The 23498-nt window shown below is 70.6% G+C and carries 18 protein-coding genes; 1 reads left to right on the top strand and 17 read right to left on the bottom strand.

Features of this window, described 5'->3' with window-relative positions:
• Positions 1–9 precede the first annotated feature (9 nt).
• Positions 10–618, bottom strand: coding sequence for a TetR/AcrR family transcriptional regulator (locus WI697_RS07650; protein WP_345958032.1), 609 nt, complete (start codon positions 616–618; stop codon positions 10–12).
• A 28-nt stretch (positions 619–646) separates the two neighbouring features.
• On the bottom strand, positions 647–973 hold the full coding sequence (locus WI697_RS07645; RefSeq protein WP_062763883.1) for a hypothetical protein: 327 nt from the start codon (positions 971–973) through the stop codon (positions 647–649).
• 183 nt (positions 974–1156) lie between these two features.
• Here WI697_RS07645 and WI697_RS07640 point away from each other — a divergent pair, with 183 nt between their 5' ends.
• Positions 1157–1507 (top strand): hypothetical protein, encoded by a 351-nt coding sequence (locus tag WI697_RS07640; RefSeq protein WP_062763881.1) that lies wholly within the window; start codon positions 1157–1159, stop codon positions 1505–1507.
• Between the two features lie 83 nt (positions 1508–1590).
• Here the strand turns inward: WI697_RS07640 and WI697_RS07635 are convergent, their stop codons facing one another.
• The 15 genes from WI697_RS07635 to WI697_RS07565 form a co-directional block, all read right to left on the bottom strand.
• The gene (locus WI697_RS07635; protein WP_345958031.1) at positions 1591–2058 is read right to left on the bottom strand and encodes a hypothetical protein; all 468 of its coding nucleotides are present in this window, start codon (positions 2056–2058) and stop codon (positions 1591–1593) included.
• Positions 2059–2133: 75 nt separating this feature from the next.
• Complete coding sequence (locus WI697_RS07630; protein WP_345958030.1) at positions 2134–5991, bottom strand: hypothetical protein; 3858 nt, start codon at positions 5989–5991, stop codon at positions 2134–2136.
• Positions 5992–6128: 137 nt separating this feature from the next.
• Positions 6129–6914, bottom strand: a complete 786-nt coding sequence (locus WI697_RS07625; protein ID WP_062767245.1) for a MinD/ParA family protein — start codon at positions 6912–6914, stop codon at positions 6129–6131.
• Entirely contained in the window at positions 6911–8233 is a 1323-nt protein-coding gene (locus WI697_RS07620) for a flagellar biosynthesis protein FlhF (RefSeq protein ID WP_296719352.1), read from the bottom strand. The genes WI697_RS07625 and WI697_RS07620 overlap by 4 nt, the downstream gene beginning before the upstream one ends.
• Positions 8234–8318: 85 nt before the next feature.
• Complete coding sequence (gene flhA / locus WI697_RS07615; RefSeq protein WP_062767241.1) at positions 8319–10418, bottom strand: flagellar biosynthesis protein FlhA; 2100 nt, start codon at positions 10416–10418, stop codon at positions 8319–8321.
• A gap of 108 nt (positions 10419–10526) precedes the next feature.
• Positions 10527–12056: a sigma-54-dependent transcriptional regulator gene (locus WI697_RS07610; protein ID WP_345958029.1), complete on the bottom strand. Its 1530-nt coding sequence runs from the start codon at positions 12054–12056 to the stop codon at positions 10527–10529.
• Positions 12057–12171: 115 nt separating this feature from the next.
• Positions 12172–12939: a motility protein A gene (locus WI697_RS07605; protein ID WP_014744760.1), complete on the bottom strand. Its 768-nt coding sequence runs from the start codon at positions 12937–12939 to the stop codon at positions 12172–12174.
• 102 nt (positions 12940–13041) lie between these two features.
• Positions 13042–13395, bottom strand: a complete 354-nt coding sequence (gene fliN / locus WI697_RS07600) for a flagellar motor switch protein FliN (RefSeq protein ID WP_014744761.1) — start codon at positions 13393–13395, stop codon at positions 13042–13044.
• Between the two features lie 78 nt (positions 13396–13473).
• Positions 13474–14181 carry a FliH/SctL family protein gene (locus WI697_RS07595; RefSeq protein ID WP_014744762.1) on the bottom strand — a complete coding sequence of 236 codons (708 nt, stop codon included), beginning with the start codon at positions 14179–14181 and terminating at the stop codon, positions 13474–13476.
• A 44-nt stretch (positions 14182–14225) separates the two neighbouring features.
• Positions 14226–15248: a flagellar motor switch protein FliG gene (fliG, locus tag WI697_RS07590; protein ID WP_014744763.1), complete on the bottom strand. Its 1023-nt coding sequence runs from the start codon at positions 15246–15248 to the stop codon at positions 14226–14228.
• 6 nt (positions 15249–15254) lie between these two features.
• Positions 15255–16961 (bottom strand): flagellar basal-body MS-ring/collar protein FliF, encoded by a 1707-nt coding sequence (gene fliF / locus WI697_RS07585; RefSeq protein ID WP_345958028.1) that lies wholly within the window; start codon positions 16959–16961, stop codon positions 15255–15257.
• Positions 16962–17340: 379 nt separating this feature from the next.
• Positions 17341–17670, bottom strand: coding sequence for a DUF1153 domain-containing protein (locus WI697_RS07580; protein ID WP_081598994.1), 330 nt, complete (start codon positions 17668–17670; stop codon positions 17341–17343).
• Positions 17671–17865: 195 nt separating this feature from the next.
• The gene (locus tag WI697_RS07575) at positions 17866–19569 is read right to left on the bottom strand and encodes a flagellar hook protein FlgE (protein ID WP_062767233.1); all 1704 of its coding nucleotides are present in this window, start codon (positions 19567–19569) and stop codon (positions 17866–17868) included.
• Positions 19570–19736: 167 nt separating this feature from the next.
• The gene (locus WI697_RS07570) at positions 19737–20516 is read right to left on the bottom strand and encodes a flagellar hook assembly protein FlgD (RefSeq protein WP_345958027.1); all 780 of its coding nucleotides are present in this window, start codon (positions 20514–20516) and stop codon (positions 19737–19739) included.
• A gap of 22 nt (positions 20517–20538) precedes the next feature.
• Complete coding sequence (locus WI697_RS07565) at positions 20539–23463, bottom strand: flagellar hook-length control protein FliK (protein ID WP_345958026.1); 2925 nt, start codon at positions 23461–23463, stop codon at positions 20539–20541.
• Between the last annotated feature and the right edge of the window lie 35 nt (positions 23464–23498).

Genomic DNA, 23498 nt, shown 5'->3' with positions numbered 1-23498 from the left:
GGAAACTCACTAGTCGGTATACATCAGCTCCCGCGCGGCGGCCGGCGCCACCGCCGGGCTGCCGCAGGCGACCAGCAGCGCCGCCGCACGGCCGCCGGCCAGGGCATAGGCGACGTCGCGGTGGATCAGCGTGTGCACGATCGCGCCTTCCAGCAGGATCATGACCTGCCGGCCGACCAGATCGGGGTCGTCAACGCCGCCCGCCGTCAGCTCTTCCACCAGCCAGGCCTCGAACCTCTTCTTGTGATCGGCGGCCATCACCACGGCCGGATGGCCGGGCTGGCCGGCCATCTCCAGCGCCGCCCTGGTAAAGCCGCACCCCCGCCATCCGGGCCGCTTCGCAGAATTGGCCAGCGCCGTGAACATGGCCAGGATCCGATCCGGCAAGGGCCGGTCATCGGGCCCCAGCCAGCTGCGGTACCGCTCCACCGTCGGCGCATCGCGCGCGGCCAGATAGGCGGCGATCAGCGCATCCTTGCTGTCGAAATGATAGTACAGCGTCCGCTTGGTGACACCGGCCCGCGCGGCGATCGCATCCACGCTGACACTGCGCAAACCCTGTTCATAAAACAGGGCCTCGGCGGCTTCGATGATGGTGGTGCGGGTGGCGTTTTCCATGGGGGCGGGGCTTTCGGGAGGGAGGCGCCTACGACGCTTCGGGGAGCGGCAGCCTGCCGGCCAGATACCGGGCAAGACTGCGAGAGCCGGTGACGGCTGCCTCCAGGTGGCGGCTGCGTTCATCCTGGCCGGCATCCTCGTCATTGGCGATCGACGCGTGCAGACCCACCAGCCAGGCGATGAACATGGCCCCGGCAACTGATTGCGGGGTCAATTTCACGGCTTGAGCTTCGATCGTCAGGCGACGTTCGTCCAGCAAAAGCGGCGAGGGGCCATCCTCTGTCATCCAGAGGGCTGCGACGTGATCGTCGAGCATGGCCCATTCGGCAGCAAGTTCTGCAACCGCGCAGGACATCCGACCTTCTCCCGTGTCGATGCGTGGACGAAACCCCGCAGCCGGCTGCGGTTTCCGCTGCCGGCCGGGCTGCGATACGATAAACTCCACTGGTCCGTATGATGCAACGTGCATCACGTAGATGCATAGTGCGCCTGATCATGCCGCTATGCAAGCCCTCCGTTACGCAGGTGATCGATCCCGATGTCTCCGAACAAGCCGATCCGCAAAGTCTTCACGCTGCCGGCGGACGTTGCTGCCGACATCGAACGGGCCGCCGCGCGCTGGGAGGTGAGCGAAGCGGAGGCCATCCGCCGTCTGCTGGTCGAGGGTCTTCGCAGTCTCGGCAAACCGGAGGTTCTGCTTGAACGCTGCCGCGACGCACTGGCCGAAGGCCGGAGCTTCGGCTGGATCCTGGCCAACATCGTCGACGGCCATCCGCGGCTGGTGTCCTACAGCCTCAACGATGGCCGGCTGGTCATCACGCTGACCGGGAACTGCCTGGTGACGTATGACGAGGCGAGTGGGGCGTGGGATGTGAGGCGGGGAGCGTAGAAGGCTGCCGGCCGGATGGCCTTGGCAATCAGCCTTCCCTGGACTTCTGAGGGGAGGCGTCTCCACCACGTTGCAGGGCTGCCCTAAAGCAACGCCAACCGCGCCATCAGGGCCGGGTTGGACCAGTTCGGGCGGCGTTCCTCGAAGGTGACGCGCAGGCCGCCCGAGGTGGCGTCGAGCAGCAGGACCAGTTGGAGGAAGCGGGGCATGACCTCGCTGCCGACATCGGCGATGACGGCGGCGGCGGCCGCTTCGGGGAGCGGCCAGGGGGTGGCGGCGAGGTGGGTCATGTAGGTGTCGAGCGCGTGGCGCGGCACGACCAGGCGGTCGGGCACGTAACGCAGGCGCCAGAGCACGGCGGCGGGGGGGCCGTCTTCCGAGAAGCGCAATTGCAGCCGGCCGCGATGTTCGACCAGATAGTCATGGGCGATGGCGGGGTTGTCGGCGGTGACGAGATGCGCGCGCCGTTCCCCCACCGCCTGCCAGCGGCGGTCGAGCGAGGTGATCGGATGCTCCGGGTCACTGCCCGGCGGGGTGTCGTCGGCGGACATCTCGGCGGATCTCATGCTGGCCATGCACGCGCTTCGGGCGGGGCCTGATCAGCCATCATAGCGCGATCGGGCCGGTCATGCGACCACGCCGCTGCCATCGGGGCGTGGCGCCGGGCGTGCATGGGCGGGCAGGCGCATCGGTGGTTCGGTTCGTATGGCGAGACCGCCTTGCAGGCCCGAGACCGCGAGCACGTCGTCCATCACCCGTGCCAGCGCCGCGGCGGTGCCGGGCGGCAGGGCGCGGGCGGTGCGCATCACCATGTCGACCCGGCCGGGGGCTGCCAGGCCGTCGAGCTGGATGTCGCCCAGACGACTCAGCCGGGTTTCGACCACGAAACGGCAGATGCCGTCGCCGCGCCCGCCGCCTTCCCCGGTGCCGTCATCATCCCGGCGAGGCTGGTGGATGTGGATCTGCACCGGGATGACGGTGGCATTGGCCCAGCTGGGGATCTGGATGCTGCGCCACTCACCGCCCAAAGCCTGGCCGGCAGATGTCTGGGCGCCGCGGCCGGCGCCGTCGAACTCGGACAGTACGGCACGGGCCGTGTCGGCGGCGTCCAGCTCGTTCAGCTCGTCGGCGAGCTTGTCCGCCGCCGAGGGGCGGTTGCCCGAGAGCACCTGCTTCATCAGCATCATCAGATTGGCGGCGAAATCCCGGCCGGGCGTGGGCAGCACGGGGGCGAGCAGGCGTTCGGCCGCGGCCGGATGCAGGGTGGCGATCAGCCGCGCGGCATCGGCCAGGGACTGCCAGTCGCCCGGTGCCGCGGTTCCGGGAAGCGGAACGGCAGGCGCGCCGCCGGGGGTGGCACCGCTGCGGCCGGCGGGCGGGGCTTCGGGCGCCACCACCACCGCCAGCCGCGTGCCCGGCGGCGGCAACGGCCCGGGCCGGTCGATCGACAACAGGCCGAGGGCGGTGGAGACCAGCATCCGGCCATTGCCGTCCCGGCCCAGCACCACGCCGGTCACACGGCTCGCCTCGGGTCCGTGTTCGGGGGCCGGGCGGACCGGCGGCGCATCATCGACAGGCGGGCGGGCGCTGCGGCCGGCCTCGGCCAGGATCAGCGCCCGGGTGCGTTGCGCCAGTTCGCGGGCGCCGGCCAGATCCTCGCCGGCCGCGACCGGATCGGTGGCCATCGTCGATGCAGGATCGGCCGGGATGGGGGCGGTGGGCCCCGCATGCACGGCTGTGGTCGGCGCGGCGGGCTGCGCCGGGGAGGTCGGCAGGGGGGCCGCTGCCGGCGGGGGCGCCGCCGGTGCGGGCGCCGGTGCCCAGAGCGGCCGGGCCACCGGTGCCGCCCCATCCTCTGCCGGCCACCCGCCCGTCGGAACGTTGAGCGGCTGGAACCCGGCCGCCGACGCCTGCGGCGGCGCCGGGCGCGGCAAATCGGGCTGGTGGGGCTGGGACGCCGGTGCCTGGGCGGGCGTCTGATATGGGGTCGGCTCCGCATGGGGGACCGTCGCGCCGGTGGTCGGGGCCGTGGCGGGCCAGGCTTGGATTGGCGGTGGCTGGACGGACGGGGCCTGCACGGACGGGGCCGGCGTGGAGGGGAGCTGGGCCGGCGGGCTGGCGGCAGGCCGGGTCGGATCGCCGCCATGGGCCGCGGCATCAGGCGTCGGCAGGACGGGGGGTCCGGCCGGGCCGGGCACGCGCGGGGCGGCTGCGTCGGCCAGCAGGGCTGCGGGGGCGGGGGGCTGGGCCGGCGACGACTGAACGGCAGGGTCTGCCGGCATGGCCGCTTCAGGCTGCGGCACCGTCGGTTGGGGCACGGCCGAGACGGCGGCCGTCGGGCCGAAGGCGGGCGTCGCGGCAGGCGGAGCGCCGGCAGGTGGAGCACCGGCGCTGGCAGCCGCGGCAGGTGGCGCCTGGACATGCGGCGCCTGGGCATGCGGGGCTCCGGCGACGGGTGCCTCTGGTGCGGAGGCCGTGGTGAACGGGCTCTGCATGGCGGGCGGCGCCTGCGGCGGGCGGGCGGCGGATGGCGGGGGCTGTGCAGCCTCTGGCGACGGCGCTGCGGACATGGCCGGCGCCGGGATCCCCCGGGCCGGGGTTTGCGGCGCGGGGGATGCCGGGCGCCAGGCGGTTTCGGGCGTTGCCACGGCCGGCCGGCCCGGTGCCGCGGGTTGCGGCCCTGGTGCGGTTTCCGGCGTGACCTGTGGCCCCTGGGCGAGGCCTGGCGATGGCGGCGCAGCCGCTGGTGTGCCGGTGGGCGCGGATGGCGGAGACGGCAATGTCGGGCCGGCGGCGCGGGGCGCTTCGGGGAGCTGCGCCAGCCAGGCGGTCGCACTGCCCGCGGGGGCTGACGGCTGCGACGGCTGTGTCGATGTCCATGGCTGCGGCCCGGCCGCGGGCGCCGGTGCCCGGCCATCGGATGGCAGGGGGGCGGGCATGCGGGGCGGCAGCGGGCCTGCTGTCGGATGATCGGCCTGCCAGCCCGTCGCGGGCGCGGGCTGTTGCCAGGCGCCGGCCTGCATCGGGCTGGGATCGGGTGCCGCTGCACCGGGCAGGGCCGGCGCCGGTGCGGGGACGGCAGGCGCGGCCGGACCCGGTGGAGGAGCCGGCATCGATGTGGCGCCGCTCGGGGCGCCGATCGGGCCGGCCGGCGGCCAGGATGCAGGCGGGGGCGTGCTGCCGGTCGCAGGCCATGGCGAGCCTGCCGGCGCCGGGGGGGCCGATGTGGCGCTGCCTGGTGATGCTGCGGTCGGCAGGGGCTGGGGTGAGGCAGGCTGGCCCGACGGTCCCGGCGCCGGTGTGACCGGGCCGGGGAGGGGCGCCGGTGTCGCGGCCGTCCGTCCGGGCACGGGGGCCGGCAGTTCCACCGACAGCAGGGTGAGACCGGTGCCGGCCGGTGCGCGGGCGGCCCATTCCACCAGCCGGGCGACCGGGTCGACGCCGGTCGGCTGGGGCCGGGGCGCCGTGCCGGTGGTTTCGCCCAAGGTAGTCGCGGCCGAGGATGTGGCGGCCCGGGATGTCGCGGCCGAGGATGTCGCGGCGGGATGGGGCAGCGGCGGCGATAGGCGGAGCGCCAGCAGGGCGCGGTCGCGCTGCGGCGTCGCGGCCGTCTCGGGGGCGGGGGCTTCGGGATCGGGGGCGGGCAGGCCCATCGTCTCGACCAAGGCGCGGCCGGCGACATCGAGCAGGGTGACCGGCACCCGGCCGCGATGATCGGGCAGGCGGCCGACCGAGGCATGGTCCACCCGTGCCAGAACCCCGTCATCGGCGAGCAGGCCGGCGGCGAAAGAGGGCGCCGGGGCGGCAGGCGGCGCGGCCCGTGCCGAGGCGGGCGCCGAGGGGGCGGGCGTGGCCGCCGTGGCAGAGGCGGGCGCCGAGGCGGGCGCCGTGCCGTCGCGCGGCGCCGCGGTCAGGGCCAGCTGGCCGAGCGGGGTGCGGACCAGCGGCCGGCCGGCCTCGTCGCGGCCGCGCAGCACCACCGGCAGGGCGATCCGGCCGGCGGTGTCTTCGGGCGGTGTGGGCTGGCGGACCTCGGACCCGCTGGTCGTGGCCGTCGCACGGGCCGTGCCGTCGGGGCCGGTCAGGCGGGGATCGCCGGAGCGGCCGGTCTCGGATCCCTGGAGGCCGGTTGTGCCCTGCTGGCGGACGGGCCGGCCATCGGCGGTGGTGGCGGCCCGGCCGTCGGGGCTGCGCGGATCGGGGGGCGATGCGTCCCCGGGCCGGCGGGGAAGCTGGCCGGGCGGCTGACCGCCGGTGCCGGGGTTGCGGCCGCCGGTTGCATCGCGCTGCACGGCGCCGTCCTGCCGGCTGCCCGTCCGGCCGGGATCGCCCGCCGGGGTCTGGGAAGGCTGGCCCTGATCCGGCGCGCGTCGCTGGCCCGCGCCGTCACGCCCCGTCGCCCCCTCTCGTCCACCGGCCGGGCGGCCGTCGACGGAGGTGCGGATCAGGGCGGCAGGGATGGCAGGCGGGATGATCTCGACCATGGCGTCCCGGGCGGATGCGCGGATGACCCGGCAGATTTTGCCGGGTCAGGGCAATTATTGCCGGGTGCCACGCAAGTTTCGTGCAGAAAACGCCCCCAGTCGGACCTTGCCTGCCGGACCAGACCCGTCAGGACGGGTCAGACGGCCAGGTCGCCGGCGATCTTGTCGACGTCCATGGCCGCCGGGGCGTTGGGGTGGCGGATGGTCAGCGGCGTCTGGCGGCGGATGGCCTCGCGCACCAGCTTGTCGCGGCGCACGATGCCGGCAAGCCTGGGCGCGACGCCCAGGAAGTTCTGGGCGGCGTTGCGCAGGGTTTCATAGGTCCGGAAGCCGCCGGCCTGGCTGTCGGCCATGTTGACCACGATCCGCTGGTCGGCCTCGGGGTTGTCGCGCAGCATCGCCTTCACGAAGGCATAGGCATCGGTGATCGAGGTCGGCTCGTCGGTGGTCACCACCAGGGCGGTGCCGGCGGTGGCGGCCAGCGCGCGCACGGACTGGTCGAGCCCGGCGGCCAGATCGATCAGCACGGTATCATACTGGCGCGCGGCCTGAACGATGCCGAGGCGCAGCATGGCGACCCGTTCCGCCGGCAGCCGGCCCAGCGAGCCGGACCCCGAGCGGCCGGGCAGAATGTCGAAACCGCCGGCCTCGTAGCTGCTGATCGCCTCGGCAAAGCCGATCCGGCCGGTGACGACACCCGCCAGATCGGTGGGCGGCGTCAGCCCCAGCTGGACGTCGACATTGGCGAGGCCCAGATCGCCGTCGAACAGCAGCACCCGCCGCCCGCGGCGGGCGAGCGCGCCGGCGAGCGTGATCGAGAACCACGTCTTGCCGACGCCCCCCTTGCCGGAGGCGATGGCGACGACGTTGCGGGCGCGCAGCTTCGCGGCGGGATGTATGTGAACCGAACGGTCGACGTTCATGGGCGGATCTCGGCGTCTCGGTCGAGCTTGGCGGGGCGGAGGTTTAGCGGATCTCTAAGCAAGAGTTGCGCCAACCCGGTCGCGCTCAACGGGTTCAGTCCTTCGGAAACATGAGCGGTCACGCTGGCCTCCGACAGCCGGACGCGTGCCGCGGCGGCGGCGCAGATCACTGCGCCCAATCGCCTGGCACCGTCGAGCCGGGTGCAGATCGCCCGTCTGGGATGCAGCACCGAGAAGGCGGCCCCCTGGTCGGCGGCCTCGAACGGGTCGATCCCGGCCGGCAGCACCAGCACGGGTTCCAGTTCGGCCGCATCGATCAGGGTGGCGAGTTCCTCGGTCTCTTCGGTGAAGAAGGGGTTCACGCCGGCGGTGTCCACCAGCAGGGTCATCGGTTCTCCGGCCGCGTCGGCCCGGGCACGGGCGGCGACGCGGGCCAGTTCCCGCGACGAGCCGGCGACCAGCAGATCGATGCCGAGCAGGCCGGTATAGGCCGCGAGCTGTTCCACCCCGCCGGCGCGGATGGTATCGGCCGTCACCACCGTCAGCCGCCGGCCCTGGGTGAGGGCACGGGCGGCGAGTTTGGCGACGGTCACGGTCTTGCCGGCACCGGCAAGACCGATCAGCGCCAGCGCCTGGGGGCGGCCGGCCGTGCGGCCCAGCGGGTCGAAACCCACCACCCGGTCCAGCGCCTGGGCCAGCGCCCGATCCGGTGCCTCGCCCGCGCGCAGCCGTTCGCGGACCATGGCCAGCAGCCGCCGGCCGGCCTGGCCGCCGATGCCATGGAAGGCGAGCGCCCGTTCGATCTGGGCGAGTTCGGGCGAGACCGCCTTGGAGACGGTCTCCGGATCTTCCTCTGCCGCAGCGGCTTCCCGGCGGGCGGTCGCGGCGGCGGCCGGCGTGATCGATGCGGTTTCCTCGCGCTCGAACTCCAGCTCGATCTCGTCGTCGACATCATCGGCGCGGCTGCGAAGCACGGGCCGCGCCGGGGGCGAGGCGGGCGGCAAATCGGGGGGCGGTGCCACCGGCGGTACGGCGCGCGGGCCGCTGCGCAAGGGCATTTCGGCCGCCCCCGGGCGCCTGCGGCCGGCAGCGGCCCGGCGTTCGGCCAGCACCGCTTCCGCGGCCGGCACGGCGGCGGGCAGGCTGGCGGGCGTGGCGACCGAGGATCGTGCAGCCCCGTCAACCGCAGCGGTCACCACCACGCCGCGGCCGTCTTCGGCCGGCACGGTGGCGACGATGATCGCGTCCTCGCCCAGCACCTTGCGCACCTCGGCAAGCGCCTGGGCCATGTTGCGGGCCTGGAAGGTCTTCAGCCGCATGGGCAGACCTCCCGGGGCCGGTCGATGGCTGTCCGGCGGTCACCGGCCCGAAGGCGTCGGAGCTGAGACGTCGACAGCAAACTCATCAGATCTGGGCCACCGTTCGGATGCGGGCGCGGGAATCGATCTCGTTCTGGGACATGACCACGGTCATGGGCCGGAAGCGCTCGATGATTGAACGGACATAGGGTCTGATCATGGGGCTGGTCAACAGCACCGGTGTCTCACCCAGCATCGCCTGACGTTCGAAGCTCTGCCGGACACGCGAAATGAACTCCTGAAGCTTGGTCGGCGCCATGGCCAGCTGCTTCTCGTCGCCCTGGCCGACCAGGCTTTCGGCGAAGGCATGCTCCCAATCGGGCGACAGCGTCACGATCGGCACATAGCCCTGGTCCGAGGTCACCGAGGCGCAGATCTGGCGGGCGAGCCGGGCGCGGACATGTTCCGTGATCAGCATCGCCGACTGGGTATAGCTGCAGGCTTCCGACACGCCTTCCAGAATGGTCGGCAGGTCGCGGATCGAGATGCGCTCGCGCAGCAGGTTCTGCAGCACCCGCTGCAGCCCGCCCACGGTGATCTGGCTGGGCACGATCTCGGCCACCGTCTTCTGGTGGTCGGGGCCCAGCTCGTCGAGCAGTTTCTGCGTCTCCAGGCGCGAGAGCAGCTCGGGCATGTACTCTTTCACCATCTCGGTCAGATGGGTGGTGAGCACGGTGGCCGGGTCGACCACGGTCAGGCCGCGGAAATGCGCCTCTTCGCGCCGGGTCTCGTCCACCCATTTGGCCGGCAGGCCGAAAGTGGGCTCGGTGGTCTCTTCGCCGGGCAGCGAGATCGGCTCGCCGCGCGGGTCCATCACCAGCAGCATGGCGGGGCGCAGCTCGCCGCGCCCGGCCTCGATTTCTTTCACGCGCAGGACATAGGTGTTGGCGGGCAGCTGCATATTGTCCTGGATGCGCACCGCCGGCATCACGAAGCCCAGATCGCCGGCGATCTGGCGGCGCAGCGCCTTGATCTGCTCTGTCAGCCGATGGCCGCGCTCTTCCGAAATCAGCGGCAGCAGGCCATAGCCCAGCTCGATGCGGACCAGATCGATGTGCAGCGCCGAGGAAATCGGCTCGTCCATCGGCACGGCCGGCGGAGGGATGTCGGCCTCGGCGGCTTCCACCGCCAGACGCTGGCTGCGCTTCATCAGCCGCCAGGTCATGAAGCCCAGCACGACCGCGAAACCCCAGAAGGGCACGGTCGGGATGCCGGGCAGAAGCCCCATGAACAACAGCAGGCCGGCCGCGACGCCCAGCGCCTTGGGATAGCGGCCAAGCTGGCCGATGATCGCCTGGTCGGCGGTGCCGATGATGCCGGATTTGGTGACCAGCAGGCCGGCGCCGGTGGAGATCAGCAGGGCCGGGATCTGCGAGACCAGACCGTCGCCGACGGTCAGCAGGGTATAGCTGCGCAGCGCCTCGTTGAAGGTGATGCCCTGCTGCACCGTGCCGATGATGATGCCGCCCACCACGTTGATCACGGTGATCAGCAGGCCGGCGATGGCATCGCCGCGCACGAATTTCGCGGCACCGTCCATGGCACCGAAGAAGGTGCTTTCGTCCTCCAGCTCCTTGCGCCGGGTGCGGGCGGCGGCCTCGTCGATCAGGCCGGCGGACAGGTCGGCGTCGATGGCCATCTGCTTGCCGGGCATGGCGTCCAGGCTGAAGCGCGCCGACACTTCGGCGATGCGGCCCGAGCCCTTGGTGATGACCACGAAATTGATCAGCACCAGGATGATGAAGACCACCACGCCGATCAGGAAGTTGCCGCCCATCACGAACTGGCCGAAGGCCTCGATCACCTGGCCGGCGGCCGATGTGCCCTCGTGGCCATGGCTCAGGATCAGGCGCGTCGAGGCGATGTTCAGCGCCAGGCGGAACATCGTCGAGACCAGAAGGATGGTCGGGAAAGAGCTGAAATCCAGCGGTTTCTGGATGAACAGCGTGATCAGCAGGATCACCACCGACAGGCTGATCGACATCGACAGCAGCAGGTCGAGCGTCCAGGTCGGCACCGGAAAGATCATGACGATCAGGATGCCGAGCATGCCCAGCGCCACGACCAGATCGGCACTGCCGAGCATGGCGCCAAGCCGGCCGAGCAGGCCGCCGCCGCCACCGCCCGGCCCGCCGCCCTGCGGCATGCCGCCGGGGCCGCGTCCGGTCACGGGTGTCGGAAGACCGCCTCGTTCAGCCATCGGTAGCAGCCTTGGTCATGCATCCATCCCCCGCCACGGTGTGATCGCCCCGGATCAGCGGTCGTAGGCGCCGGAGCGTTCGAAATCCCCGCCCGCCGGCGGCGGCACCGCCACGCCTTCTTCGGCATACAGCTTCAGCTTGTTGCGCAGCGTGCGGATCGAAATGCCCAGGATCGTGGCGGCATGGGTGCGGTTGCCCAGGCAGTGCTGGATGGTGTTGATGATCAGGTCGCGCTCCACCTCTGCCACCGTCCGGCCGACCAGGGCGCGGGTGGCGTCCTCGTCGTCGGCGGCGACCGGTGCGGCCGGGGCCGCAGGTGCGAAGCCCGCCGGCTGGCCATAGGCCGCGGGCGGCACGCCATAGGCCGCGGGTGGCCCGCCATAGGGGTTGGCATAGGGGTTGTGCGCGGGCACGCCCGCCGGTGCCGCAGGCGCGCGCGGGGGCTGGAAATCCTGCCGCCGGGCCGCAGCCGTCGCCAGGCTGGTGCCGTCGGCCAGCATGATCGCCTCGGCACCGATCTCGGTGCCGCGGGCCAGCAGCACCGCCCGGTGCATGGTGTTTTCAAGCTCGCGGACATTGCCCGGCCAGTCATAGCCGAGCAGCAGGTTGCGCGCATCGGGCGACAGCGGCCGGTCGGGCAGGGCGTTGGCGGCGGCATAGCGCTGCACGAAATGATCGGCCAGCGCCGCCACGTCCGATGGCCGCTCGCGCAGCGACGGCAGGCGCAGATTGACCACGTTCAGGCGGAAATAGAGGTCTTCGCGGAAATTGCCGCGGCGGACCTCGTCTTCCAGATTGCGGTTGGAGGTCGCGATCAGGCGGATGTCGACCTTGACCGGCCGGGTACCGCCGACCCGGTCGACCTCGCGTTCCTGGATCACGCGCAGCAGCTTGGCCTGCAGGCGCGGGTCCATCTCGCTGATCTCGTCCAGAAGCAGCGTGCCGCCATCGGCCTCTTCGAACTTGCCGACCCGGCGGGCGACGGCGCCGGTGAAGGCGCCCTTCTCGTGGCCGAACAGCTCGCTTTCCAGCAGGTTTTCAGGGATAGCGGCGCAGTTGACCGACACGAAGCGCTGGTCGGCCCGGCGGCTCTTGCGGTGCAGGAAGCGCGCCATGACCTCCTTACCCGTGCCGCTTTCGCCGGTGATCAGCACCGTGGCATCGGCGGGCGCGATCTGTTCGGCCAGCGACACCACCCGTTCCATGGCCGGGTCGCGGAAGATCAGCGCATGGTCTTCCGAGGCGACCGCCTCCAGCACCGCCGCGATCAGCTCCGGGTCCGGCGGCAGGGGGATGTATTCGCGTGCGCCCGCCTTGATGGCGCGCACGGCGGCCTGGGCATCCGCCCCCACCCCGCAGGCGACGACCGAGACATGGATGCGTTCCTGTTCCAGGCTTCGGACCAGACGGCCGATGTCGAGACCGACATCGACCATCACCAGCTCCGCCCCGTGGCCCGCACGCAGATGGTCCAGCGCCGCTTCCACGTCGGGAACCTGCGACACCTTGGCGCCGCGCGACACGGCGATGCGCGTCGCCGCGCCGATCTGGCCGCCCAGGGAACCGATGATCAGAAGTCGCATCTCGGGGTTACTCCTGCCGCCGTTACGCCCCGGGGGGCGTCACCGGCATTCTTGAACCGGAACTCGTCGTCTTGGGGGGGCCGTTCCGCACGGGCGGCGGCCCCTGGCGTCTTGGTCAGTCGTAGAACTGGATCCGCTTTGCCGGGGGCAGCATCGCGTTCAGGGTCAGTTCCAGCCGGCGGGGATTTTCCTGCCGGCCGATCGAGGTCGCCCCCGCCAGAAAGATCTGCTTGAACATCTGCTCCTCCATGGAGTTGCGTTCCAGCTTGCCCGCCAGCGGGTTGAACACCATGTTCGCCAGCACCGCGCCGTAGAAGGTGGTGAGCAGCGCCACCGCCATCGCCGGGCCGATGGTGCTGGGGTCTTCCAGATTGCCCAGCATCTGCACCAGACCCACCAGCGTGCCGATCAGCCCCATGGCGGGCGCCACTTCGGCCGAGCGCTTCAGGATCTGGGCCGACTGCATATGGCGATAGGCCATCTGCGAAATGTCGCGCTTCAGGATCCGCTCCACGTCTTCCACCGGTATGCCGTCCACCACCATGCTCAACGCCTTGTGCAGGAAGGGTTCCCCCTGCAGCTGGGCCAGCGTCTGCTGCAGGCCCAGCACGCCCTTGCGCCGGGCCTGATCCGCCAGTTCCACCACCTGCATCGCCGCCTTCGACGGATCGACCGGCTTCGACACCATGGTCTTCACCAGCAGTTTCTGGGCCCGGATCACCTCGGCCAGCGAAAAGTTGACCATGGTGATGAAGAAGGTGCCGCCGATGACGATCAGGATCGACGGGATGTCGATGAAGGCGCCGACCGAGCCGCCGAGGATGATGGCCGCCGCCACCAGAAGGAAGCCGACGATAAGGCCGATGACGGTTGCGAGATCCATGAGGTCCTGGGTTCCGGTCCGGTCCGACGTGGAAGGCGGTGGGGGGCGAGGGGCAGGCGCTGGAGGTTGACGTCAGAAAAGAACGGTGTGCGGACCGGAAGGTCAGCCGCGATCGGTCTTGATGATTTCGGTCATGGTCACGCCCAGCCGGTCTTCCACGACGACGACTTCGCCGCGGGCCACCAGCCGGTCGTTCACGTAGATGTCCACCGCCTCGCCGACCTTGCGGTCCAGCTCCACCACCGCGCCGCGACCCAGCTTCAGCAGCTGGTTCACCTGCATGGTGGCCTTGCCCAGCACCGCCGAGACCTGCACCGGCACCTGATAGACGGCTTCGAGGTCGGCGGCACTGCGCGGCACGTCGGGGACCTGCTGGTCCATCTCATCGCGCGAGGGCTCCCGGCGGCGTTCGCCGTCGAATTCCTCGAGGCTCAGATTGTCCTTGTCGTCGGCCATCGATGATCTCCGCGCCGCGGCGCCGGTTGGAGGGGTGAGAGAGGGAGAGGGGGTGAAAGGGAAGAAGGCGTCAGGTCATCATTCGGACGGCGCATGCCCCGGCGTCAAGTGCTCCATGCCGGAACCGTGCCCCGACGCGGTCGCCTCCGCCAGGGTTTCGTCGATCCGCTGCAGGATATCCTCGCGTGAGAGCACGGCCATGCCGCCCGGCCAGACCAGCCGGGCATCGCCCGGCGCGATGCCCGGATCGGCGATCACCCGGCACTGGCCCAGAACGCCTTCCTCGGCCAGCACCGGCGCCACGCGCGCGCTCATTACCGCCTCGGCGGCGGGGTTGACATGCAGCACCGCCTCGCCGGTTTCGGCAATGCCGGCGATGCAGTCGCGCAGCATGGTCTCGATCCGGTCCAGGCGCTGTTCCTCGGTGCAGCCCAGCTTGACCGCAATCATGCGGGCCAGCCGGACCAGATCGGCGGTGGTGGCATCCAGCCGGTCGTGCCAGCCATGGATCGCCTCGGCCGACTGGCGTTCCAGCCGCTGGATGGCCTGCAGGGTCTGCTGCTCGATCGCGGCCAGCGCCTGGGCGGCACCCGCCCGCCGGCCTTCCTCGAAGGCGGCGGCCTGGGCCTCGGCGAGCTGGGCTTCCGAAAAGGTCGGCGGCGGGGGCGGCGGCGGCGGCACGGGGGCGGCTTCGACCACCGGCTCGGGCTTCTTCTTGCGCGGCCGCCCGAAATCGATGTCGTCGTCGAAGCTGACGTCGAAGGTGAACTTCTTGTAGCCCGCCATGTCTCTGCCGTTCCTCCGGGGCCGGATGCCGTGACTGCGGATCCTCAGTAGACCAGGACGTCGTCGCCCTTGCCGTCGGCGATGACGATTTCGCCCTTGTCGGCCAGGTCCTTGGCGACCATCACCATGTAGGCCTGGGCCTCGTCGACGTCGCGCAGCCGGACCGGACCCATCGCCGCCATGTCTTCGCGCAGCATCTTGCCGGCGCGTTCCGACATGTTCTGGACGAACAGCTCGCGGATCTTTTCGGATGCGCCCTTCAGCGCCAGCGCCAGCTTGTCCTTGTCGACCACGCGCAGCACCGTCTGCACGCCGGTGGGGGCCAGATTGCCCAGATCCTCGAACGTGAACATGAGCGAGCGGATCTTCTCGGCCGAATCCTTGTTGCGGCCTTCCAGCGCGTCCAGGAAGCGCGATTCCGCCTGCCGGTCGAGGTTGTTGAAGATCTCGGCCATCATCTCGTGGGCGTCGCGGCGGCTGGTGCGGGCCAGGTTGCTCATGAATTCGGCCCGGAGCGTGCGCTCGACACCGTCGAGCACTTCTTTCTGGACCGGCTCCATGCGCAGCATGCGCATCACCACTTCCATGGCGAAATCATCGGGCAGGGCGGCCAGGATCCGGGCGCTGTGTTCCGGCCGGACCTTAGAGAGCACCACCGCCACGGTCTGCGGGTATTCGTTCTTCAGATAATTGGCCAGGATCTGCTCGTTCACATTGCCGAGCTTGTCCCACATGGTGCGACCCGCGGGACCGCGGATCTCTTCCATGATCGCCTCGATCCGCTCCTTCTCCAGGCCCGAGGCCAGCAGCAGGCGCTCGGTGGTCTCGAAGGTGCCGACCAGGGTGGAGGTGGACGAGATCTGTTCGGCGAAATCGACCAGCAGCCCCTCGACCATTTCGGACGAGACCTTGCCGAGCGAGGCCATGACCTGCGAAATCTCGCGGATCTCGTCGTCCTCCATCATGCGGAAGAGCTTGGCGGCATATTCATCGCCCAGCGCCAGCAGCAGGATGGCGGCTTTTTCGGGGCCGCCCAGCCCCCGGAGTTCACTCTTGCCACGTGCCATGGGGGCTCAATCCTCTTCCCGGATCCACGAACGGATCACGGCCAGTGCTTCTTCGGGATGGCGGTCGACGATTTCGGCGATCTTGCGGATCGAGGACTGCCGCACCCGGCCCTCGACCTGGCTGATGTCGATCATCGCCTCGCTGCTTTCGATGGCGGCGGCCAGCGCCCGTTCGGCGGTGGGGCCGGCCAGGGCCGGAACCGGGTTGCCGTCGGGGCCGGGCAGGGCGGCCATGGGGGTGCCGTCGGGGCCGGGGATCATGGTCACGCCACCGACGCCGCCCATGCCGCCGGCACCGGCTGCGGCACCCGCGGGCTGCGGGCCCAGCCGGCCGACCAGCGGCCGCAGCACCAGCAGGATGACCAGCAGGGCCACGATCGCCAGCACCACCATTTCGGCGATGCGCATATAGTCGCTGGTCTCCAGCCCCAGCAGGCCGGCATCGGTCACCGTCTCCTGGCTGCGGGCGAAGGGCAGGTTCACCACCTCGATCCGGTCGCCGCGCTGATCGTCGGCGCCCACGGCGGAGCGGACCAGCTGGGTCAGGCGCTCCATCTCGTCGGCGGTGCGGGGCTGATAGGTCTGGGTGCCGTCATCGGCGGTGACATAGGTGCCGTCGACCAGCACCGCCACCGACAGCCGCTTGATCGCACCGCCCTCGCGGACCTCGTTGCGCACGGTGCGCGAGATTTCGTAATTGACCGTCTGGCCGTCGCGGGTCGACTGGGTGCGGCTGCCGCCGGCTCCCTGGCCCTGCTGCGCATCGGGGATGTTGTTCGACGCGGTCACCGCCTCGTCGCCGGCCTCGGTCGACAGTTCGCTTTCGTTGTTCTTCTGGCGCGACCGGATGACCTGACCATCGGGGTCGAAGGTTTCCTGCGAGATGGTCACCCGGTTGTGGTCGATATCGGCATGGACTTCCACCTGCACCCGGCCGGGGCCGACCGATTCCTCGATCAGGCGGGTGACCTGGGCGCGCAGCTGGCTTTCGACGTTCTGGCGCACCTCTTCGGCGGCGGTGAGGGCGGCACCCGGGGCGCCTTCGGTGCCGCCGTCGCCGCGGGCGAGCAGGGTGCCGCGGTCATCGGCGATCGCCACCCGTTCCGGGCGCAGCCCCGGCACGGCGGCCGCGACCAGCTGCTGGATGGCCCGCACCTGGCCCTGGGTCAGGCTGCGGCCGCCCTTGGGGCTGACCACGATCGAGGCGGTGGGTTCGGCCTGATTGCGCGAGAACAGTTCCCGCCGCGGCAGCACGATATGGACCCGGGCGGCCGAAACCGCATCGATGGTCATGATCGTGCGCTGCAACTCGCCTTCCAGCGCGCGGACCAGGTTGACGTTCTGGGCGAAATCGGTGGTGCCCAGGCCTTCGGAGCGATCGAAGATCTCGTAGCCGATCGACCCGCCCTTGGGCAGGCCGCCTTCGGCCAGGGTGAGGCGCAGCCGGGCGATCTGATCCTGCGGCACCATGATCCGGCGGCCGTCGGGGCTGAGCGTGTAGGGCACGCCCGACTGTTCCAGCTCGGCCACGACCGAGGCCGCATCGGCAGTGTCGAGGTCGCCATAGAGCAGGCCCATGGTCGGGCTGCCCAGCCGGGTGGCCAGGAAGACCGCGAAGATCAGCAGACCGCCCGCCACGGCACCCAGTGCCGCAAGCCGCGCCGGCCCCAATCCCTTCAGTGCCTGCATCCAGGCCTTCAGCGTATCCGCCATGAGACCCGTTCCACTCCGTCTCGCAATGCCCCGATCGGGGCGCCCGACGATCCTCTTCCCGCGATGCCTGACCCCGGGTCCGGGGATCGGCACGCACGAAGAAGCCGGGCGATGCAGTGCACCGCCCACCCCTGTTTACGCGATCTTTGGTGAACAGAAGGTTAATGCCCGGCAGATTTTGCCGGGTGGGCGGCAAAAATTTCCGCCTGGATCATACTGTGGTTCAACGCAATGGCAATGTCTTGTTTTTGTAGAAAATGCAAGGAAATCCACGGCGATGATATCCGTGGACCGGGACCGCGCCGGCAGGGGGGAGATGGCGGGCGGAGGATCGATGTCTTAACGAAAGGTAAGCATTTGCCGGGATCGTGTGGCCAGATCAACCCTTGCGTCCGCGGCGGGAACGGCTGGCGATCAGCCGGCTGGCCTCGGCGCCATGGGTCTGGCGCCAGCTTTCGAACTCTTCGAGGCTGAGGGCATAGCGCCGGCAGATCTCGTCGAGGGCGGCGGCACCGGCCATCACCGCCGCCACGACCTCGATCTTCCGTCGGGCGACCCACCTGACCCCGTTGCCGGGCGGCAGGTCGAAACGCAGCGTGGTGGACCGCTTCTGCCGGGGAGGCTTCTCCGGCAGGACAAGAACATTGCCGTCGGTGGCCTCGGCAATGTCGGGCGCTGGGGATACCAGCTTCAACCTGGGTGTGGTCATCGGAAGGGCGGTCTCGCAACGGTTGCGGGGCATGGGGCGACCTCGCCCGAACACCCGACACGGATCCGATGCTAGTCCGATGTGTTTAACAAAATCTGAAGGCCGGCAGCACGACGCCGGGCACCGCGGCCCACGCCCCCGTTTCGGGAGGGCGGGGCGCGATGCCCGGCGTCGTCGGCGTGGGTGCCGCCAGGATCAGCGCTTGGTGCTGATGATTTCCTGCAGCATCTCGTCGACGGTGGTGATGATCTTCGAGCTGGCAGAATAGGCGCGCTGGGTGATGATCATGTCGGTGAATTCCGACGCCAGGTCGACATTCGAGGTCTCGAGCGAGGAGGGCGAGATCAGGCCGGCGCCGCTCTGGCCCGAGGCGCGCAGGTTGAAATTGCCCGACTTGTCGGTCTGGGCAAAGACGTTGCCGGTGCGCTCCTGCAGGTTCTGCGGGCTGGCGAAGGTCGCGATCGGCAGCTTGTAGAGCTGCTTCTGCTCGCCATTGCTGAACGAGGCGACCACGAAGCCGTCGGCGTCGATCTTCACCTCGGTCAACTCGCCCGACGAGGCGCCGTTCTGGCTGAGGTCGCGGACCTCGTAGTCGCCGGCATACTGCCGCAGACCATCGGCCTGGCCGGTGCCGAGCGGGCCGGCGGTGCCCCAGTCGACGGTGATGTCCGACGAGCCCGCGCCGGCCGCCCAGTCGATATGCAGCGCATTGGTCAGCGAGGGCGTGACGGTGTTGAGCGTGCCGTCGGAATTGAAGGTGACGACGCCGGCGGCGATCTGCGCCTGCGGGGTCGGCGCGGTGGTGACGACGTCGTTCTTGTCGACGGCGTTGATTTCAACCGCCCATTCGTTGTTGCCGACCTTCAGGAAGTTGACCATCAGATCGTGGCCGCGGCCCTGGCCGTCATAGACGCGCACCGAGCGGCTGAAATCGGACGACACTGCCCCCGAGCTCATGTTGAGCGCGCTGTTGGTGGCATCATAGGTGGCGGCGACCGGGGTGCCGGCGGTGTCGAGGGCGAGGGAGCCGCTGGCCGCGGTTCCGGACACGTCCAGCGTCCGGCGCGGATCATAGGCCGAGATCGAGATCGTGCCGGCGGTGGCGGTGCCGCCCAGCTCGGCGACGAAGCTGCCGGTGCCCTCCACCAGATCGGCCAGTTCGGCCAGGGTCGAGAACTCACCCGCACCTGTGCCCGCGGTGAAGGTCACCGTGTTCACGCCATCCGACAGGGTGATCGTCTGGCCGGCGGTGACGACGCCGGCGGCGATCAGATCGTCGGAGGTGGAGACGCCGGGGGTCGAGGTGCTGGTCGAGGTGGCGCCGGTATAGGTCTCCTGATTGGTGTTCAGGTTGACCGCGACCGTCATCTCGGTGGTGGCCACCGCCGTGCCGCTGATCTGGCCGACATTCACCGTCTCGAGGCTCGAAATGTCCGCCGAGGAGGTGGTGTTGGTCACATTGCCCGCCTCGCCCGGCAGGCGGCCGGCCGAATCGAGCGGCCAGCCCTGCAGGTAGAAGCCGGCGGCGTTGCGCAGATAGCCCTGCTCGTCGGGCACGAAAGACCCGGCGCGGGTGTAGAGCACCTCGTTGGTGCCCGTGGCCTTGCCTTCGACGACGAAGAAGCCGTCACCCGAAATCGCCACGTCCAGACCCGAGGTCGTGCCCTGAACCAGGCCCTGCTGGTCGATCAGCTGCTGCACGCTGGCGCGCACACCGCCCGGGGCATAGAAGGACTCGGAACCGCTGTCGGTGACCAGGGTCTGGAAGTTGGTGGTCTTCGCCTTGTAGCCGACGGTGTTGACGTTGGCGATGTTGTCCGAGATGACGCCCATCGCCGTGCTCTGGGCGCCCAGGCCCGACACACCGGAATAGAGCGAGCCGTAGAGACCGAAGCTCATCAGGGGCACTCCTCAATCATGGGGGCGGGGCACGTCCGCCCGCCTGATTCTGACTTTCGGGCCGGGGTATCTGGTCCACCGGCCGATGGTTCTGACGGGCTGCCGTCCTGGCGACCCGCCCAAGCTCTGAAGGTCGGCGCGGTCTGCGCCGTCGCTTCCCGAGATCCTTAAGCCGCGGCCGCTTCCTGAGCCGCGAGAAGTGTCGACTGGTCGATGAGACCGGAGTTGTAGAGCTGCTGGAGGGCCTTCAGCGTGGCGTCGGCCTCGCTGGTCGCGGCCGAGGCATCGCGGATGCCGGTCACTTCGGAGAGCGGGATTTCCACCCCGTTCACGTTCAGCACGACATTGCCGTTGGTGATGCCGACGCTGTCGACGGTGCCGGTGATGGAGGTGGTGACCGCGATCGTCTTGCCCTTGGCATCGAGCGCGGTGACGCTCATCCGGTACTGGCCGTCGTCCAGCAGCTTGCCCTCGCTGTCCTTGCCATCCCATTCATAGTTGTGCACGCCCGCCGTGGTCTCGCCCGCTTCGGAGCGGACCACCTTGCCGCTTTCGTCGATGATGTTGACCGTCACCTTTTCGGCGTTCTCGGGCAGGCGGTAGTGATAGCTGGCGCTGCCGTCGGTCATCTGGATCGTGTCGCCATTGGCGTCGACGACCTTGCCGATATACGAGGCGGCGTTCGCAACCTGCTGGCCTTCCGACAGCGAGATCAGGCTCTCCAGATTGCTGTTGGACTGGACGAGCTGCTCGGTCTGCGTGAACAGGACCAGCTGGTTGGTGAATTCGTTGGTGTCGAGCGGATTGGTCGGATCCTGGTTCTTGAGCTGCGTGGTCAGCAGCGTCAGGAACTGATCGAAATCATCGGCGAGCTTGTTGTTGGCGAGCGTCGCCTTCGACGTCGTCGCAGTGGTCGTCGTGGTGTTCGTGACGGAGCTGGTCGCCATGATGTCCTCTGCTCCTCTCGCCTCAGATCCGCATGTCGACGCGGCGGCCGTCGATGGTGGCCACCTGGTCCGCCGCCAGGCCGTTCAGACTGCCGATCCCGGCCAGCGGGTCGCGATCGATATTCGTGTCGCGGTCGCGGCGCGGGGCGCCATTGCCGCGGCGGTCGCCGTCACCGGCCATTCCGTTAAAGCCCTGGCCTGCGAAGTTCTGGCCTGCAAAGCCCTGGCCCTGCTGACCGGAGCCCTGCTGCCCCGCCATCTGCTGTCCACCCGCCTGGTTGGCGAGCGAACGGTCGACGTCGTAGCGCAGTGCGCCCGGCTCGATCTTGAACCCGGCCTGGGTGAGGCTGCGTTCCAGATCGCCCGCATCGGCGGAGAGGGCATCGACGGCCTCCGGCTTTTCGGCCGAGAAGCGGGCACTGATCCGGCCCTGGGCGTCGATCTTCATTTCGACCCGGACCCGGCCGAGATCGGCCGGCATCAGGGTCATCACGAAGTGGCTCTCACCACCTGCCAGCGGCATACCACCTGCCGGAGACATGCTGCCTGCCAAGGCCGTATGCATGTGCTGTGCCACCTGCATCGCCGGCCGGCCCGGTGCGGCATCCTGCATCGGCAGGGCCTGGGTCTGGCCGGCCCAGCCGGTGCGGAACTGACCGGTTTCGGGCAGACCCATCGCCGCGGCCAGATCGCCGCCGGCTGCCGTGGGGCGGCTCACCTCGTCGAAGCTGGTCATGGCCGAAAGGGCTGCCGCACCGGCGGGAAGCGCCTGAATCGGGGCCTGAACCCTGGGATTTGCGGCCTCGCGGGCCGGTTCGGCGGCGGAACGCGGGGCCGCGGTCGGCTCGGCATCGGTCTGCCGGGGGCCGGCGGCTGCGTCCGGTCGGGCGGTCATCGGCTCTGAGGCCCGATCCGTCCGGGCCGCCGCGGCGGGGGCGGCATCGGTTGCGGCGGATGCCGCCGGGGCTGCCGCCATTTCCGTGCGGCCGGCCGGCGGATCCTGCCGGGGCGGGAGGTTCTGACCGGCTGCGCGGGCATTTCCTGCCGGGGCGGCAGTTTCTGCCGTCGGGGCCGGGGCCGGCGCGGCAGTCCTTGCCGTCTGCGGGGCCGGGGCCGCCGGGGTTTCGGCGGCCTGGACCCGGTTGGTCTGGGTCCGCTCGGCCTGGACCTCAGCAGCCGGTGCCTGAACGGTCGGGGCCTGAACGGTCGGTGCCTGCACGGCCGCGGCCTGCGTGGTCGGGGCCTGCATGGTCGGTGCCTGCATGGTCGGGGCCTGGGCGGTCGCCGCGGCGCTCCGGCCAGCGGCCGCCGGCACGCTTGCGGCCTGTGCCGTCGTCACCCGAGCAGGCGCCGCCTGAACGGTGTCGTCGGTGATGGTCGCGGTCTCGGGCACGTCGCGCCCGGCCGGGGTGGTTTCCGCCATCGATGCCGCCTGCGGGGCCGGCTTCGTCTCGGCAGAGGGGGCCGTCGTTGCGGTGCGGGCATCCGCCACGTCACGCGGCGCGACGATCGGCGTCGTGTCGGCCGCCGCCATCTCGGGCGTTGCCATCTCGGGCGTCGTCGTCCCGCCGGCCGTCGCACGAACCGTGACCGGGCGGTCGACGGCCGGGCCATCGATCACCGGTGCCGTTTCCAAACCGGTCATGGGGGCAACCGGGCGGCCGGCCGGTGCAGGGGTCCCGGCTGCCGCCGGCTCTGGCGAAACCGGCTCTGGCGAAACCGGCGCGGCATCAGGGGTGGCGTTGCGGCCGGTCGCGACCGTGGTCGTATCGGTATGGGCGGTGAAGGCGACGGTGCGGCCGGCCGGGCGCGCCAGACCGACGGGCAGATCCATCCGCGCCACCAGCTCGCCGCCCATCATGTCCACGGCCTGGTCGGCGACGACCGACTGGCGGGTGCGGGTGGTGACCACGCCGTCATTGCCGGCCCGGACCGTCACCGCCAGAACGGCGTCGTCGCCTGCCGGCGGGTTGTCGAGCGCCGCCGAAACCGCCTCTTCGAAGCTGATCGCCCCCGGCACGGTGACGGTTCGTCCGGCCCCGGCTGCATCGGGCAGGGCGGGCGCTGCCGCGGGCGGCTGCGCCACGCCGGCGACCACGACCTCGTCGGGGGTAAACGTCAGGGGTGCCGCGGCCGTCGTCGCGGGCGCAAGGATTGCCGGTGCAGGGGCCGCGGCGCTCGCGACCGCCGCCAGCGTCGCCGGATCGATCTCATCGTCGTCATCGGCGATGGCGCGGGGGGCGCGCGGCGCCTGGCCGGCGGGGGCCTCTATGCCGGCAGCTCGCCCGGGTCGGAGGTTGACGCCGCCCTCGGGCACGGCCGGTGCGCCGTCCATGCGGATGCGGGCGGTATCGATCACCACTGCGGCCGCGGTCACCGCGCGGGCGGCCAGGTCCTGGCCAAGCGGCGACGATGCGGCGGTGTCGTCGTCGATATCGGTATCGCTCCCGGTATCGGGCGCCGGGCGATCGACGGCAGCAATTGCCGGTCCCGGCAAATCCTGCCGGGGGGAAACTGCCGGATCGGTGGCGTGGTGCGGAGGCTCCGACGTGGCCTCGGCGCCTGCCGCTGCGTGCGTCACGGGCGGTGTGTTCGCGGCCCCCGGGGTCTGTGGCGCCTCTGCCGCCATCGGGGTGGCAGGGGCGGCGGGCGGGGATGCGGGCGTATCGGTGCCCTGATCCACCGTCACACCGACCGTGCGGCCGGCCGGGGCAGGAATGGCGGGACCGGATGCCGAGGGGGCTGTGGGCTGGGCCGGGGCACGCACCTCGCCCGCCACATCGGCGGCCGCCGTCACATGTGCGGCAAGCAGCGCCTGGAAGGCGGCTGCACTGTCGTCCGACACCGTCACGGCCTGGGGGGCAGCCGTGCCGCCGGCAGATCCGGCGGAACGGCCGACCAGGCCCGACAGAAGTTCGGTCAGCGATGCGGGGGCAACAGCGGACATCGGCAACGGCTTTCGACCGGGGGGCCGCACCCCGA

Origin of the sequence: Tistrella mobilis (assembly GCF_039634785.1) — a bacterium.
Classification (GTDB): Bacteria; Pseudomonadota; Alphaproteobacteria; order Tistrellales; family Tistrellaceae; genus Tistrella; species Tistrella mobilis.
The sequence above is the reverse complement of the archived record's forward strand: the minus strand, read 5'-3'. Positions and strand labels throughout refer to the sequence as shown.

Bases quoted from the DNA above. Each gene is read 5' to 3' on its own strand.
- WI697_RS07565 (WP_345958026.1), bottom strand. From the start codon at position 23,463: ATGTCCGCTGTTGCCCCCGCATCGCTGACCGAACTTCTGTCGGGCCTG.
- WI697_RS07570 (WP_345958027.1), bottom strand. From the start codon at position 20,516: ATGGCGACCAGCTCCGTCACGAACACCACGACGACCACTGCGACGACG.
- WI697_RS07650 (WP_345958032.1), bottom strand. From the start codon at position 618: ATGGAAAACGCCACCCGCACCACCATCATCGAAGCCGCCGAGGCCCTG.
- WI697_RS07620 (WP_296719352.1), bottom strand. From the start codon at position 8,233: ATGCGGCTGAAGACCTTCCAGGCCCGCAACATGGCCCAGGCGCTTGCC.
- WI697_RS07635 (WP_345958031.1), bottom strand. From the start codon at position 2,058: ATGTCCGCCGACGACACCCCGCCGGGCAGTGACCCGGAGCATCCGATC.
- WI697_RS07640 (WP_062763881.1), top strand. From the start codon at position 1,157: ATGTCTCCGAACAAGCCGATCCGCAAAGTCTTCACGCTGCCGGCGGAC.
- WI697_RS07595 (WP_014744762.1), bottom strand. From the start codon at position 14,181: ATGGCGGGCTACAAGAAGTTCACCTTCGACGTCAGCTTCGACGACGAC.
- WI697_RS07625 (WP_062767245.1), bottom strand. From the start codon at position 6,914: ATGAACGTCGACCGTTCGGTTCACATACATCCCGCCGCGAAGCTGCGC.
- WI697_RS07645 (WP_062763883.1), bottom strand. From the start codon at position 973: ATGTCCTGCGCGGTTGCAGAACTTGCTGCCGAATGGGCCATGCTCGAC.
- fliG (WP_014744763.1), bottom strand. From the start codon at position 15,248: ATGGCACGTGGCAAGAGTGAACTCCGGGGGCTGGGCGGCCCCGAAAAA.
- WI697_RS07630 (WP_345958030.1), bottom strand. From the start codon at position 5,991: ATGGTCGAGATCATCCCGCCTGCCATCCCTGCCGCCCTGATCCGCACC.
- WI697_RS07605 (WP_014744760.1), bottom strand. From the start codon at position 12,939: ATGGATCTCGCAACCGTCATCGGCCTTATCGTCGGCTTCCTTCTGGTG.
- flhA (WP_062767241.1), bottom strand. From the start codon at position 10,418: ATGCCGCAGGGCGGCGGGCCGGGCGGTGGCGGCGGCGGCCTGCTCGGC.
- WI697_RS07575 (WP_062767233.1), bottom strand. From the start codon at position 19,569: ATGAGCTTCGGTCTCTACGGCTCGCTCTATTCCGGTGTGTCGGGCCTG.
- fliF (WP_345958028.1), bottom strand. From the start codon at position 16,961: ATGGCGGATACGCTGAAGGCCTGGATGCAGGCACTGAAGGGATTGGGG.
- WI697_RS07610 (WP_345958029.1), bottom strand. From the start codon at position 12,056: ATGCGACTTCTGATCATCGGTTCCCTGGGCGGCCAGATCGGCGCGGCG.
- WI697_RS07580 (WP_081598994.1), bottom strand. From the start codon at position 17,670: ATGACCACACCCAGGTTGAAGCTGGTATCCCCAGCGCCCGACATTGCC.
- fliN (WP_014744761.1), bottom strand. From the start codon at position 13,395: ATGGCCGACGACAAGGACAATCTGAGCCTCGAGGAATTCGACGGCGAA.